Consider the following 15,185-nt stretch of genomic DNA (forward strand, 5'->3'; position numbering starts at 1 on the left):
GCTCAAGCGATGGAAGCTCAGTGCCTGAAGAAAACCCGGCTGCCCGCGAAGGACATGGCGATTTCCGCTTCGCCTTGTCTGCGCTTACTGTACTGTTCTTCATGTGGGGATTTATTACCTGCCTGAACGATATTCTGGTGCCGCACCTGAAGGCAGTGTTCGAACTCAGCTATACCCAGGCCATGCTGATCCAGCTTGCATTTTTTGGGGCATATTTCACCGTTTCTCTCCCTGCCGGGGCCCTGGTGCGCCGTATTGGGTATAAGAATGGAATCGTCTGCGGCCTGCTGGTGGCGGCCTTGGGTTGCCTGCTTTTTTATCCCGCCGCTGAAATCCAGACGTATCCGCTCTTTCTCGGTGCCCTGTTCGTTCTGGCATCCGGAATTACCCTGTTACAGGTTTCCGCCAATCCGTATGTAACCGCAATGGGCAGCGCGGCCACCTCATCCAGCCGTCTTACACTCACTCAAGGGTTCAATGCACTGGGAACTACTCTGGCGCCATTTTTTGGTGGGGCACTGATTCTTTCCGCTGCAGTCACGGGCGCGCCAAATGTCGAGCACTCCGCCAAGTCGGTGCAGTTGCCCTACTTGATTCTCGCCGCCACATTGGCGCTACTTGCAGTGACCTTCTGGTTTTTGAAATTACCGCGCATTCTGCCAGCGTATACCGGCAAGGTGATTGGAGAAAAGTCCATCTGGTGTCATCGGCATCTGGTGCTGGGCGCGCTGGGTATTTTTCTGTATGTGGGCGCAGAAGTGTCTATCGGCAGTTTTATGGTGAACTTCCTCGGACTGCCGGAAGTGATGGGTATGGATGAAGCCAGGGCCGCACACTACATTGCGCTGTACTGGGGCGGCGCCATGGTCGGGCGGTTTATTGGCGCTTTTGTCATGTGTCGTGTGAAGCCGGGCTATGTGCTGGGTTTTAATGGCGTGGTGGCAATCTTGCTAATCCTTGTGGCCATCTACTCGAGTGGGCCCGTAGCCATGTGGTCTCTGCTTTTGGTGGGGCTGTGTAATTCCATCATGTTCCCGACAATTTTCAGTCTGGCGCTGCAGGGAATGGGGATTCAGGCGGGGCAGGCGTCTGGGCTGTTGTGCCTGGCGATTGTAGGCGGGGCATTGGTTCCGCTGATTCAGGGGGCGTTTGCGGATGCATTCGGGCTACACCCATCCTATTTCATTCCGATAGTCTGCTATCTGTATATTGTGTTTTACGGATTGAAAGGCGCACGCGTTGTGAGCAAGCCTGGGCTCTAGCTCGCTCTCAACGGGATCGCTTTCTGGCGTGGCTGGAGAGTCTCAGCTCAAAACAGCGGGCCTTAATGTGCGTAGGTCAGACAGTTGACGGCATCGCCACTGTATCCCAGTTCGATCTGATCCGCGCCACACTCAAAATCCACATTGTGACTGCACCCGGTAACCTTACAGGCACCTACGCCCGCATTGCGTTCGCGCTTGGTGTGGTGGCTATTGTGGAAATAGGTATCGCAGTCTGGGTGGTCACCGTCGCCAACGGTAATGGCGCGGGCGTGGCAGGCGGAATCAGTATTGTAGGCGCACTCGATGGCGGCGCAGCTGGATACTTCGGGCATATCGGTAGCAATGATCATGGCGCAATTCTCTTTGGATTATTGTCGAAGGACCAAACTCCCACATTGAGCCTAGTTCAGTGGCTTGAGCTGTCAATTAAGTGGCGCGTTTTTGTTGTATTCCATGACGTTTGGTCTGGTTAAATATCGACCAATATTGATTTGGATCAAGCGTCGTTTTCGGGAAAGAGCAAGAATACTTTTTTGCTCTGACTCGCAAGGCCCAGGTAGTCTTGATACCGGCGAGTCATCGGAAGAGGTATTCGCCATGAGCAGCAATAAACTGACAACTTCCGCCGGCGCTCCTGTTGCCGACGATAACAACAGTGTGTCCGCCGGTGAGCGTGGCTCCCTCACCTTCGACAATTTCCGTGTGTTTGAAAAACTGGCGCACTTCAATCGTGAGCGCATTCCTGAGCGGGTAGTGCACGCTCGCGGTACCGGTGCCTATGGTACTTTCCGTCTTAACAAAGACCTGGTTGATTACACCATTGCCGACTTTCTGCAGAAGGCGGGAACGGATACTCAAGTTTTCGTCCGCTTCTCCACGGTGGGCGGCGGTCAGGACTCCAGTGACTACGCGCGCGATCCGCGTGGTTTTGCGCTGAAGTTCTATACCAACGAGGGCAATTTCGACCTGGTGGGCAACAATACTCCGGTGTTCTTTTTGAACGACCCGGCCAAGTTCCCGGACTTTATTCACTCGCAGAAAAAGAATCCGCGCACCAATCTGCCGGATCCGGCGGCGAGCTTTGAGTACTGGGCAAATCATCCGCAGTCTCTGCATCAGATGACCATCTTGATGTCCGACCGAGGCATACCGCTCAGCTATCGCCATATGCACGGGTTCGGTTCCCATACTCTGAGCTTCTGGAACAGCAAAGGCGAGCGATTCTGGGTGAAGTGGCACCTGAAAACCCAACAGGGTATCAAGAATGTGCGCAGTGAAGATGCGGCCAATTATCCCGCCTTTGGCGCCCAGCAAGATCTGGTGGAGTCCATTGACGCCGGTGATTTCCCCAAGTGGACCGTACAACTGCAGATCCTTTCTGAGGCACAAGCGAAAACCCTGTCGGTAAACCCGTTTGACCTGACCAAGGTATGGCCCCATGACGAGGCACCCGTGCAGGACATTGGCATGCTGGAACTGAACCGCAATGTCGACAACTACTTTGCCGAAACCGAACAGGCAGCATTTGCCCCCAGCAATCTTGTGCCCGGTATCGGTGCCTCCCCGGACAAGATGCTACAGGGCCGGTTGTTCGCCTATCAGGATGCGCACCGATACCGTGTCGGCGCCAACGTGAATAACATTCCAGTGAACGCGCCGAAGTGCCCGGTACACCACTATCAGCGGGATGGCGCCTTCGCCGGTATGTGCCCGGTAAGCGGTAAGGTGCCTAATCAGGGGAGTGAGGTGAATTTCTACCCCAACGACCGTATCAATCGCGGCGCGCCAGCCCCGGTGCCTTCGGTCGCTGAGCCGCCTATGCCACTGGAGCACAATGCCTGGGTCAAGCCATACAGTCAGGATGAGGAAGATTATCACTCCCAGGCTGGCGCCCTGTTCCGCCTGATGAACGACGACCAGAAGCAGCAGCTGGTAGACAATATAGCGGGAGGCCTCAGCACAGCAAACTCGACCATTCAGGTGCGGATGCTGGAGCAGTTCAAAAAGGCTGATCCCGATTACGCTGAGATGGTGGTGGTTGCGCTGGCCGATATTGAGGAGAAAAATAACGTATCGGCGCGGGTCCAGTGAGGATCAATACGTGATTTACTCGCTGGGGCATAGGCTGGGGCATAGAAAGGCGGCAGGGCAACCTGCCGCCTTTTTTGTATATGGGCGACGGGCACCGGAGCGTCCGTGCACCGGGGTAAAGTCTTAGACTCGCGTGTGACAATTGCTCTGGGGTGGTCTCACAGGAGGGCTTATTTAGGGGGCAGGTGAAACAATGGTAAACGATGACAAACCCGCATCAGTCCGGGTAGAGTATCAGGTCAATCAAATAAAAATAAACAAGAGGTCTCGCGATGAGCTTTGCCAGTGGCCCGCAGGCGGCCAGTTATTGGAAAGAAAATCTCCGTTTGTTATTCAGTTTACTCTGTGTGTGGTTTGTCGTTTCATTTGGCTGCGGCATATTACTGGTCGATGAACTGAACCAGATCCGCATGGGCGGTTTCAAGCTCGGCTTCTGGTTCGCCCAACAGGGAGCCATCTACGTTTTTTTGCTGCTGATTGTGGTGTATGTCTACAAAATGAATCAGCTTGATAAAAAATACGGCGTGTACGAGGAAGACGACTCCGGTTCCGCGCCAATGGAAAACGCAACCGCTGCGGATGATGCCCAGCTGAACAGGGGGCAATAAAGCGTGGATGTTCAAACTCTCACTTTCCTGATCGTCGGCGCGACTTTCCTGCTGTATATCGCCATTGCCATCTGGGCCCGTGCCGGCTCGACCAACGATTTCTATGTGGCCGGTGGCGGTGTGCATCCGGTGGCCAACGGTATGGCCACTGCAGCGGATTGGATGTCTGCAGCCTCCTTCATTTCCATGGCTGGCCTGATCTCCTTTATGGGCTACGACGGTACCGTGTATCTGCTTGGCTGGACCGGTGGTTATGTGCTGCTGGCGCTGTGCCTCGCACCGTATTTGCGCAAGTTCGGCAAGTTCACCGTGCCGGACTTTATTGGTGATCGCTACTACTCCCAGGCCGCGCGTACCGTGGCGGTGATCTGCGCGATTTTCGTGTGTTTCACGTATGTGGCTGGTCAGATGCGCGGTGTGGGCGTGGTGTTTTCCCGCTTTCTGGAAGTGGATATTGTTACCGGTGTCGTCATCGGTATGGGCGTTGTATTTTTCTATGCTGTGCTCGGCGGTATGAAGGGTATTACGTATACCCAGGTCGCCCAGTACTGTGTTTTGATTTTTGCTTATATGGTGCCGGCAATATTTATTTCCATCATGATGACCGGCCACGTACTGCCACAGGCCGGTTTTGGTGGAATGCTCTCAGACGGTACCTATTTACTGGATAAGCTCGACGGTCTGTCTGTGGAACTCGGGTTTGCGGAATACACGGCGGGCACCAAAAGTACCATCGATGTATTCTTCATCACCGCCGCACTGATGGTTGGCACCGCGGGTCTGCCCCATGTGATCGTGCGCTTTTTTACCGTGCCGAAGGTACGCGATGCGCGTAAGTCCGCGGGCTGGGCCCTACTGTTTATTGCGCTGCTCTACACCACCGCACCGGCTATCGCCACTTTTGCGCGCGTCAATATGATCGACACCATCAACGGGGCCGACGGCCGGGGTACTGCCCACGCCGAAGCGCCGAGCTGGATCAGTAACTGGGAGGAAACCGGCCTGATCCAATGGGAAGACAAAAACGGCGACGGTAAGATGTTCTACTCCGGTGATGAGCGCAACGAGATGACCGTGGACCGCGACATCATGGTGCTGGCCAATCCGGAAATTGCCAATCTGCCAGCCTGGGTGATCGCACTGGTTGCCGCTGGCGGCGTGGCCGCGGCGCTGTCGACCTCTGCGGGATTGCTGCTGGTGATCTCCACGTCGATCTCTCACGACCTGCTGAAACGCAATCTGATGCCGCGAATCACCGAAAAACAGGAGCTGCTGTATGCGCGTTCCGCAGCGGCAGTCGCGGTGTGTATCGCCGGCTATCTTGGAGTCAACCCTCCGGGTTTTGTGGCGCAGGTGGTTGCGTTTGCGTTCGGGCTCGCGGCCTCGTCATTCTTCCCGGCAATCATCATGGGGATTTTCTCCAAGCGCATGAACAAGGAAGGGGCTATTGCCGGGATGTTGACGGGTATTCTGTTTACCGCGGCCTATATCGTTTACTTCAAGTTCATCGATCCGGCGGCCAACACCGCAGAACACTGGTGGTTTGGTATTTCACCGGAGGGAATCGGCACCCTGGGGATGGTGATCAACTTTGTGGTCGCCATAGCAGTGGCTAAAGTGACTCGAGAAGCGCCAGGTGATGTACAGGAAATGGTGGAGAGCATTCGCTTCCCCCAAGGCGCTGGCCAGGCCAGCGCGCACTGATCAATAAGCGTGGCCCCTGCTTAAGGGGTCACAATATTGAACCAGAAAGGGAAGTTGTCCAGTAAGCCCACAAATTAGACAAAACTATCCGAGTGACCATCAATCTTGGCATCACCCTGATCCATCGCTGATCTCAGCCCCCCTCTTGGAAACGCTTCCGTTGGTGGGATCAGTGTGATGGTAGCGGTGGAATTGGACTGCCCTAAACCCGCATGACACTGCCCTTAGCATTGCGCTACAAGCTGGGATTGACCGTGTCCGGAGCCGATTTATCGAGGCCAATAAACTGTATACAGGCCAATTTTCGGATACGCAGAAAGCCTAGGTCATTTCTCATCTCGGAGTGACAGTTAAGAGCGGTTGCAGGGAGAATAGGTGCTTGTATGACTTGGGAAAGGTCCTGCCTGCCATCCAAGAAGCACCAGAGTCTCCGTGCTTCCTGGAAGTCTGATCATTCTTTCTCTACGAAAACCAAGCCCATCCAAAAGCCGAATGGACGCACCGTTTTCCGGGGTGGCGATGGCAACAATCCGCGTGAGGCCGAGATCGCGTTTACCCCACTGCATCACGGCCTGCGCCGCTTCCGCTGCATAGCCTTGCCCGCGATATTCGGGCAGAAAAGCAAACCCGATATCCACATCATCGAGACCGTCGCGCTTCAATAGCCCGCACTGGCCGATGGCGGTGCCGTCTTTCAGCTCTACCCGGTACATGCCAAAGCCGCGGTCGCGATACATGGCGATGGGGCCGCGTCGGAGATAATTACGCGCGTCTTCGAGTGAGCGCACGCCGCGATCGCCGATAAAGCGGTGGAATGCCGGATCGTTGACCAGTGTCAGTGTGAATTGCGCATCTTCGTCACTGCTCGTGAGTTCGCGCAGTTGCAGGCGTTCGGTTTTTAGCAGGTACATGGTATTGGGGAGTAAATGTACAGGATGCCATTGTACCTGTATTTCGATCAGCGCAGTGAATGCAAAAACTGTAGATGCCGCTCGTACTGGGAGAGAACATCGGTCAGTAGCTGATCCGTGGTCCAGCCCATCACATCGTAATCCTGCCCGCCTTCACTCAGGTGCACTTCTGCACGGAAATATTTATCTGGCGAGCCGTCGTCGTAGGTGTCGTCAAGCACGGTATCCTGGTTATGTGCATTCGGCTTAAGGTGGGCTTTGGGGTAGATACTGTAGAGGAAGTCCACTTCGTCGCCCTGGTAGACGGTGAGGTGAATTACTGAATTTTCCTCTTCGGTGACTTCTGCCATAAAACCGTTTTTCTGCATCTGCGCGGCGAACCTGCGCAAGGCGGGCTCGGCGATTTCGCCAATGTACTCGTGTACTTCCTGAAGTGAGGGCAGCTGCACCAGGTTGCGCAATCGTCGCTCCCAGGTAACGGGGTTGCGCGCACTGATGGGAGCCACGGGTGCGGACTGGGCATCTTTTTTGGCCGAGTCCATTCGCAGGGCTTTGATCAGCCCGTAGATCGCCACCAATAGAATGATCGAGAAGGGCAGCGCACTGGCAATGGCGGCAGTCTGTAATGATGCCAGGCCACCGGCAAGCAGCAGTGCAATGGCCACTACGCCGATAATGCCGGACCAGAAGATACGTTGCCACGCAGGCGTGTCATCGCGCCCGTGGGAGGAGAGCATATTCATCACCATCGCGCCGGAGTCCGCCGAGGTAATAAAGAAAATCACTACGAGAATAATGGCAAGCCCGGACAGTGCCTGGGAAAAAGGAAACTGCTCCAGGAATTGGAACAGCGCCAGCGACTGATCTTTCTGGATCGTATCCGCAAGGGAGGTTAGACCCTCATCGCGGATCATTTCGATGGCGGAGTTGCCAAATACCGTCAGCCAGATAATGGTGATCAGTGTGGGCATCAGCAATGTGCCCACGGCAAATTCGCGGATGGTACGGCCGCGGGAAATACGTGCAATAAAGAGCCCGACGAATGGCGACCAGCTGAGGCACCAGCCCCAGTAGAAAATAGTCCAGCCGCCTATCCAGTCTGTGGGGGCGTAGGCGTATAGATTGAACGTGCGATTGACCAGCACCGACAGATAACTTCCCAGGTTCTGTACAAACGCCTGAAACAGAAACACAGTGCTGCCGAGTACCAGAATAGTCAGACAGAGCAGTGCTGCAAGCCCCATATTCAGTTGCGACAAGCGTTTGATTCCGGCGTCTAGCCCGACCACCACCGAGATAGTGGCGAGAGAGGTGGTAACCACAATCAGCACCACCTGGCTCATCTCCCCTATCGGAATGCCAAACAGGTGATTTAACCCCGAGTTCATCTGCAGCACGCCGAAGCCGAGCGTGGTCGCCACACCGCAAACAGTACTGACAATCGCGAACACATCAATGGCGTGGCCGATGGGCCCGTGAATACGCTCACCGATCATCGGATAAAGTGCGGAGCGCAAGGTGAGTGGCAGGTTGTGGCGATAACTGAAGTAACCGAGGATCAGGGCAACACCGGCGAAAATCGCCCAGACGTGAAAACCCCAGTGAAAAATACTCAGGATCATGGCCTGGCGCGCGGCCTTGATGGAGCCCGGGTCTGCATCCGGCGGGTTCATGTAGTGCATCACCGGTTCGGCGACACCAAAAAACAGCAGGCCAATACCAATACCGGCAGAAAACAGCATGGCCAGCCAGGACCAGAATCCGTACTCGGGCTTCTCGTGTTCCGCTCCGAGCTTGATATCGCCGAGCCGCGACATACTGATAATGACGACGGTTACCAGCAAAATCGCCACGATCAGTACGTAGTACCAGCCCATATAGGTGACGATGGTATTCTGCATGCTTTGGAAGCGCGCGGTGGCGTCTTCCGGAAAAAATACCGCATAAGCGACCAGCAGAAGTAGAATGCCGGTGGCGGTATAGAACACCGGTGGATCAAATTTTGCTTTGCCGTCTTCGGTAGTGCGCAGTTCCATATGGGGACTCGATTGGAAATTTCGGGTCTGGCGGCAATTTCTGTAGCTTGCTGAGTCTATCGCAGAGTGTGCAGAAATTGCAGGTGCCGCTCATACTGCGAGACCATGTCGGTGAGTAGCTGATCCTTGGTCCAGCCCATCACGTCGTAGTCCTGGCCGCCTTCGTACAGGTGCACTTCTGCACGGAAATAGGTGTCGGGCGAGCCGTCATCGACGTCGTCAGCCAGTTCTTTTTCTGGGTGGCTTGCGTCGGGTTTCAGGGTGGCTTTGGGGTAAATGCCGTACACGAATCCGGCTTCGTCTCCCTGACATATGGTCAGCTGTACCCATTGATTGGCTTTTTCGGTCACGGTGGTTTCGTAGCCGTTTTTACGTATTTCCTCGGCGAACTCTTCCAGCGCGGGTTTCCCCACATCGCGGATATATTCATGCACTTCTGCCAGAGTTGGCAGCTTCAGGGCATTTTTCAGGCGGCGTTGCCATACCACGGGATTACGGGCGCTGATTGGTGCAACGATGGCGGACTGAGCGATACGTTTGACGGAGTCTGTTCGCAGCGCTTTGATGAGTCCGTACATGGAAATCAGCAATATGGCGGAGAAAGGCAGTGCACTGGCGATGACCGCTGTCTGCAATGAGCCAAGGCCCCCAGCCAATAGCAGCGCGATGGCCACCACGCCAATCAGCGCACACCAGAAAATTCGCTGCCACAGTGGTGTTTCATCTTTCCCGTAAGACGAGAGCATGTTGACGACCAGTGCGCCAGAATCGGCGGATGTAACGAAGAATACAATCACCATGATCACGGCGACAAACGAAAATACGGAGGAAAAGGGGAATTGCTCCAAAAACTGGAAAAGGGCCACGGACTGATCCTTGGCGACGCTTTCCGCAAGGGACGTCAGTCCCTCGTTCAGGATCATGTGAATGGCAGAGTTACCAAAAAACGTCATCCACAGCATGGTGACGAGTGCGGGCACAAGCATGGCGCCGATCACAAATTCCCGGATGGTTCTACCGCGAGAAATACGCGCGATAAACAATCCGACAAAGGGCGACCAGGACATCCACCAGCCCCAGTAGAGGATGGTCCAGCCGCCGAGCCAGTCGGTGGGTTTATAGGCAAACAGATTGAATGTTTTGCTGACGATTTCTGAAAGGTAGCTGCCAAAGTTTTGTACAAACGCTTGCAGCAGGTAGACAGTGCTACCCAGAATCAACACCATAATCAGCAATGCTGCGGCGAGGATCATGTTGAGCTGGGAAAGGCGTTTGATGCCTGCGTCCAGGCCCATTACCACGGAAATCGTTGCCAGAATGGTGGTTACGATAATGAGTATGACCTGGACCATCTGCCCGACGGGTACACCAAACAGGTGATTGAGCCCGGCATTGATCTGCAGTACTCCATAACCCAGGGTCGTGGCCACACCACATACCGTGCCGACAATCGCAAATACGTCCACGGCGTGCCCAATGGGCCCGTAGATACGCTCGCCAATCATCGGGTAGAGGGCGGAGCGCAGCGTCAATGGCAGTTTATGTCGATAGCTGAAATATGCGAGTATCAACGCCACAATGGCGTAAATGGCCCAGGCGTGAAACCCCCAGTGGAAAAAGGTAATCACCATGGCCTCACGGGCGGCAAATACCGTACCGGTTTCGCCCACTGGCGGATTGAGGTAGTGCATCACCGGCTCGGCGACACCAAAAAATAGCAGGCCAATGCCCATGCCTGCGGAAAACAGCATGGCAAACCAGGAGGTGAAATCGTAATCTGGTTCCGCGTGTTCCGGCCCCATTTTGATTTCACCAAACCGTGACATGGCGATGGCAATGGTGCCGATGAGAATGATGGCAACGGTCAGTACGTAGTACCAGCTCATGTGCGACACAATCCACGCTTGCAGTGCTTTGAACGTGGACGTGGCATTGTCGGGCGCGAGCACCGCATAGGCGACCATCAAGAGCAACACGGCCGTCGCGGAGTAGAATACCGGTGGATTGAAGTGCGCCGGTTGCTCGTTGGTTTCGTTGGTGGAGTCAGCCATGGCCTGGGTACCCGGAATGTCGCATTCGCTGGTGGTATAATTTTGCGCCTTTTGCTCATAGCATAGACGAAAGTTTGTCTTATTAACTCAGCTCATAACGCTGCCTCTTGATATGTTGAAAATTTCTAGAAGTATCGAAATTTCCCTTGAAGAAGTGGAGATGCATGCAATGCGATCCGGCGGCGCCGGGGGGCAGAATGTCAACAAGGTATCCACCGCGATCCACTTGCGCTTTGATGTGCAGGCATCCAGTCTTCCCCCGGTGGTTAAAGAGCGCCTGCTAGGCCTGCGCGATCAGCGGATTACCGCGGACGGTATTGTTGTAATAAAAGGGCAGAGGTTCCGCACACAGGAAAAAAACCGCGCAGATGTGCTCGAGCGGTTACAGGAACTGGTTGCCAGTGTAGCTAAGCCGCCGAAAGCTCGGGTTCCGACCAAACCCACGCGGGGATCCAAAGAGCGCCGCTTACAGCACAAATCCCGCCGGGGGAAAGTGAAATCCCTGCGCGGAAAAGTTTCCGATCACTAGCTCGTTTCTTATTTACTGTCCACCTCCGTCCTCAATCGAAAAGGAGTACCGATGTCCACACGTTACCGCGCCCAGGACCTCAAGCAATTTGCCAGCGATTTATTTGCCTCCACCGGCCTCGCCCGCGAACGTGCGGATGTGATGGCGGAAACCTTCCTGCAGGCGGACCTGATGGGCTTTACCACCCACGGGATGCACCGTGTTGCCAGTAACCTCAAATGGCTTGAGAGCGGTGCATCCCGCGTGCAAGGTGAACCCAACGTGTTGTCGGATCGCGGGAACTGCTTTAACTGGGATGCGGACTTTCTGCCCGGTCCCTGGATTGTCAATCAGGCCATCGACCAGGCGTTGGCACGGGTGAGCGAGCAGGGCGCGGTGACCGCGACCATTCGCCGCAGCCAGCATATTGCATGCCTCGCCGCGTACCTGCCCAAGATTGTCGAGCGCAATTGCGTGGGGATTCTGACCTGCTCGACACCGGCGGAAGAGACCGTGTCGCCACAAGGCTGTAAAACACCGGTGTTCTCCGCTAACCCCATCGCTTTCTGTGCACCCGCTGCGGATTACCCGTTACTGTTTGATATCAGTATGTCGGTCACAGCGGGCGGCTACGTGGCGCGCGCCGAGCGCGAAGGTAAGAAATTGCCAGCAGAGTACCTGAAAGATCGTGATGGCCAGCTTTCTGACGACCCCGCGGCTTTTGCCAACGGCGGCAGTATTCTGCCGGTAGGTGGCGCCGATCACGGCTATAAAGGCGCGGCTCTGTCTGCGATGCTGGAAGTCTTGTCTATGGGCCTCGGTGGATACGGCCGCGCGGACTCTGTGGTGGAAGATGACGAAGCCAACTCCGTATTTCTGCAGATCATTGACCCCGAGGCCTTCGGCAGCGAGCAGAATTTCCGGCGACAGACCGCAGCGCTGACTCACCTGTGGGAGTCCTGTGAAACGGACGATGGTGCGCCTGCGCGGGTACCAGGCAAGCGCGCCTGGGCTTTGCGCCGCGATCAGATGGCCAACGGAGTGTCCTTGTACCCGACCATCGAGGAAGACTTGAAAGCGCTGGCTCAGGAATATGCGGTGCGGATGCCGGACGAATTCGGGAGCTGAAAATTGTTCTCAATACATGAGATTTGCTACCCGCATTCCGTAACTTTTTAGCCATCGATACGTCATGTAACTGGCACGCCCCTGTCATTTTACCCCCGTATGGTGCTGCCAACTACACGGCGGGGCCATGAGACCCCGTCGACCTTTCATCGACACACTCTCTGGGGGCAAACATGGCGTCTTTCCGTCAAACTTTTCCGTTGTCTACGCTCGCACTGGCAATCCTTGCCGGTACCAATGTTGCCAATGCGCAGGAAGCGCCGGCATCTCCATCTGAATCGTCCGCGCTGGAAGAGGTCGCCGTAACCGGCCAGCGTCTGTCCCGGACCCGCGCGCTGGATATCAAGCGGGATATGCCGGTAGTGATGGATGCGTTGGCGACCGATGACCTGGGACGGCTTCCCGATAAAAACGCGGCGGAGTCCCTGAACCGCCTGCCGGGTGTTTCTATTCTGATCGAAAAGGGAGAGGGCCGTTTCGCTTCCATTCGTGGCATCAAACCGGATTGGAACCGGGTAAATGTGAATGGTTTTGTCACCGGGTCGCCGGAAAAAGATGGCAGCGGCCGCTCGATGCCACTGGACCTGCTGGGCGGGGAGCTGTTGCAGCGTGTTGAAGTATACAAAGCGAAAACCGCCGATATGGATGGGGAGGGCATCGGCGGCGCGATCAATATCGTGACCAAACGCCCGCTGGAGGGAGACGACTTCAACGCAACGGCCAACGTGCGCATGGGGTTGGAAGAAGCGGATCAGGATAATCCCTATTACGGCGGCAAAAACCCGCAAAATATTGACCTTGCGGTATCCGGAAAGATCTCCGAAAAACTGGGCTGGAATCTCGGTGCATCTTCCACCGAGCGGGAGTACCTGGCGCAAGGAATCTATCAGGATGACTGGGCGGAAGTCGACGGATTATTTTTCCCGGAACAAACCAAAAACAATTACTACGTGATTGGTCGCGATCGGGTCACTTTGATCGGTGGGCTCGAATATCGTGTCAATGAAACCACGGATATTCTTGCGCAGGGTTTTTATAGTAATTTTGAAGAATTTCAGCATCGAAATCGCTTCCGTCAGGGCATTGACCAGGATGCCGATTCAATTGTGAGTGTTGATGGCGACACCGTTCACATGGCTGAAGGTGCGACCTATATTCGCGCAGACCTGCGCCGTGAAGATGTTGAGAAAGCGCTGGCGAACGTTAGTCTCGTCGGCAATACCGATCTCGATACCTGGAAGTTTGATTATGGCGTAAACCTGAGCCGCAGTGAGTTGCATGAAACCAACTCGGACTGGTCTTTCCGCCAGGACGATGATGTTGTCATGGGGCCGGATAGCTTTACCCTGAACGGTGAAGGTGTTGTGGAATTTAACCCCGGTGGTGCGGTACACAATTTGGCAGAAAACCTGCGATTCGACTCAGTGGGGTATCAGAATGATCGCGCAGAGCAGGATATCCAGACAGCGCGCTTTGACGCGGAGCACTTTTACAGCATGGCCGGTGCCGATTCCAGCGTAAAGTTCGGGGTGAAGGTGACCGCCAACGAGAAGCAGTTCGACTTCAATAACCGCAGTTACGATGTCGTTCGGGACACCATGAGTGGTTACCCCGTGACCGACGGCCACTTCCAAAATGACGTGGACGGTATGGATCGGGATAACCTCTGGTTCGATCTGGATGCGCTCAACGGATTGTTTGCTGACAATCCGCAGCTGTTTGAAGCAGACAGTGGCAATGCGGCAGCCTTGGTGGCGAGTGATCGCGTTGTGGAAGAAACCACATCGGCCGCGTATGTGATGAATACTGTACGTTTTGACCGCCTGGACGTGATTGCCGGTTTACGCTATGAGCAGACCGACGTGACTTCCAGCGCTTCCCAGCTTGATGCGGAAGGTAATTACTCCACCATCTCTGTTGAGGGTGATAGTGACGTATTGCTCCCTTCGCTGGTGGCCAAATACTTGATCCGTGATGACCTGATCGCCCGGGCATCCTTCACTACCAGCCTTGGGCGCCCGAACTATTCCGATATCAGTGCCAGCTCCCAGTTCGGAATCAACGACGATGGCGATGCGGTGCTCTCCATCGGCAACCCGGATCTGCTGCCTTACGAGGCAGATAACTACGATCTTTCCATGGAGTGGTACCCAAGCGAGTCCAGTGTGGTCTCGTTGGCCTGGTTCCGCAAAGACATCGATAACATCATCGTAAACGACGAACAGGTAATTGATGGCGGTGTTTATCTGGGGTCGGATTACGGTGTGGAAGAGCTGACAGTACGCACCGTAAAAAATGCGGATACGGCGGAAATATCCGGTTACGAATTCAATGTGCAACACCAGTTTGTTGACCTTCCCGGCGCGTTCAGTGGTCTGGGAGCCAGCTATTCCTACACCGGTATCGATGCAAGCTTCTTCGATAGCAATCTGGGAATCAACCGCAAGCTGGAAGGGCAGCCGGAAGAGATTCAAAGCCTGACACTCTTCTTTGAAAATTACGGATTCTATGCCGGCCTGACCTACAACTATAACGCATCGTTCCTCACAGATCTGAACAGTCTGGATAATATGGCCGATGATGTGGATCAGGGTGAATTTGGCCGCTGGGACTTCCGCGCGTCTTACGCGGCGACGGATAGCCTTTCTGTTTATCTGGATATCAACAACCTGAACAACGAGCCCACTACAGAATTTCAGGGTGGGGAAGAAAGCTGGAATACGGAATATGAGTACGTAGGGTCCACTTACTACCTGGGCGCGACTTACGCCTTCTGAATTTTATCTTTCAAAGCCTGAGCCCTCTTTGCGGAGGGCTTTTTTATGTTTTCGATTTGTGGGTAGTTGGCATGAAAATAGCAACACATTGGTTACTCAATACATT

General features: G+C 54.8%; 11 protein-coding genes. 7 read left to right on the forward strand and 4 right to left on the reverse strand.

Going from position 1 to position 15,185, the window contains the following annotated elements; genetic code table 11:
• Window positions 1–20 precede the first annotated feature (20 nt).
• Window positions 21–1,262 carry a sugar MFS transporter gene (locus tag Q1A74_RS16695; protein ID WP_299598962.1) on the forward strand — a complete coding sequence of 414 codons (1,242 nt, stop codon included), beginning with the start codon at window positions 21–23 and terminating at the stop codon, window positions 1,260–1,262.
• A gap of 62 nt (window positions 1,263–1,324) precedes the next feature.
• On the opposite strand, the gene Q1A74_RS16700 is transcribed toward Q1A74_RS16695, so the two are convergent.
• Window positions 1,325–1,615: a DUF1540 domain-containing protein gene (locus Q1A74_RS16700; RefSeq protein ID WP_299598965.1), complete on the reverse strand. Its 291-nt coding sequence runs from the start codon at window positions 1,613–1,615 to the stop codon at window positions 1,325–1,327.
• Between the two features lie 247 nt (window positions 1,616–1,862).
• Between Q1A74_RS16700 and Q1A74_RS16705 the strand changes: the two genes are divergently transcribed.
• From Q1A74_RS16705 to Q1A74_RS16715, 3 genes are all read left to right on the forward strand, one after another.
• A complete protein-coding gene (locus Q1A74_RS16705) occupies window positions 1,863–3,356 on the forward strand; it encodes a catalase (protein WP_299598968.1) in 1,494 nt (497 codons plus the stop codon).
• 272 nt (window positions 3,357–3,628) lie between these two features.
• Window positions 3,629–3,964 carry a DUF4212 domain-containing protein gene (locus Q1A74_RS16710; protein ID WP_367275420.1) on the forward strand — a complete coding sequence of 112 codons (336 nt, stop codon included), beginning with the start codon at window positions 3,629–3,631 and terminating at the stop codon, window positions 3,962–3,964.
• A 3-nt stretch (window positions 3,965–3,967) separates the two neighbouring features.
• Window positions 3,968–5,668 (forward strand): sodium:solute symporter family protein, encoded by a 1,701-nt coding sequence (locus Q1A74_RS16715; RefSeq protein WP_299598971.1) that lies wholly within the window; start codon window positions 3,968–3,970, stop codon window positions 5,666–5,668.
• A 350-nt stretch (window positions 5,669–6,018) separates the two neighbouring features.
• Here Q1A74_RS16715 and Q1A74_RS16720 read toward each other — a convergent pair whose 3' ends face one another.
• Genes Q1A74_RS16720 through Q1A74_RS16730 form a run of 3 tightly spaced genes read right to left on the reverse strand, consistent with a single transcriptional unit; the run spans window position 6,019 to window position 10,666 of the window.
• Window positions 6,019–6,579, reverse strand: a complete 561-nt coding sequence (locus Q1A74_RS16720) for a GNAT family N-acetyltransferase (protein ID WP_299598974.1) — start codon at window positions 6,577–6,579, stop codon at window positions 6,019–6,021.
• Window positions 6,580–6,626: 47 nt separating this feature from the next.
• On the reverse strand, window positions 6,627–8,615 hold the full coding sequence (locus Q1A74_RS16725) for a choline BCCT transporter BetT (RefSeq protein ID WP_299598976.1): 1,989 nt from the start codon (window positions 8,613–8,615) through the stop codon (window positions 6,627–6,629).
• A 56-nt stretch (window positions 8,616–8,671) separates the two neighbouring features.
• On the reverse strand, window positions 8,672–10,666 hold the full coding sequence (locus Q1A74_RS16730) for a choline BCCT transporter BetT (protein WP_299598979.1): 1,995 nt from the start codon (window positions 10,664–10,666) through the stop codon (window positions 8,672–8,674).
• Window positions 10,667–10,778: 112 nt separating this feature from the next.
• Here Q1A74_RS16730 and arfB point away from each other — a divergent pair, with 112 nt between their 5' ends.
• The 3 genes from arfB (at window position 10,779) to Q1A74_RS16745 (ending at window position 15,079) form a co-directional block, all read left to right on the forward strand.
• Window positions 10,779–11,195 (forward strand): alternative ribosome rescue aminoacyl-tRNA hydrolase ArfB, encoded by a 417-nt coding sequence (gene arfB / locus Q1A74_RS16735; protein WP_299598981.1) that lies wholly within the window; start codon window positions 10,779–10,781, stop codon window positions 11,193–11,195.
• Window positions 11,196–11,246: 51 nt separating this feature from the next.
• On the forward strand, window positions 11,247–12,302 hold the full coding sequence (locus Q1A74_RS16740; protein WP_299598984.1) for an Ldh family oxidoreductase: 1,056 nt from the start codon (window positions 11,247–11,249) through the stop codon (window positions 12,300–12,302).
• A 173-nt stretch (window positions 12,303–12,475) separates the two neighbouring features.
• Window positions 12,476–15,079 carry a TonB-dependent receptor gene (locus Q1A74_RS16745; protein ID WP_299598987.1) on the forward strand — a complete coding sequence of 868 codons (2,604 nt, stop codon included), beginning with the start codon at window positions 12,476–12,478 and terminating at the stop codon, window positions 15,077–15,079.
• The last annotated feature ends 106 nt before the right edge of the window (window positions 15,080–15,185 follow it).

The sequence above is a fragment of the uncultured Microbulbifer sp. genome (assembly GCF_947504145.1).
Taxonomy (GTDB): Bacteria; Pseudomonadota; Gammaproteobacteria; order Pseudomonadales; family Cellvibrionaceae; genus Microbulbifer.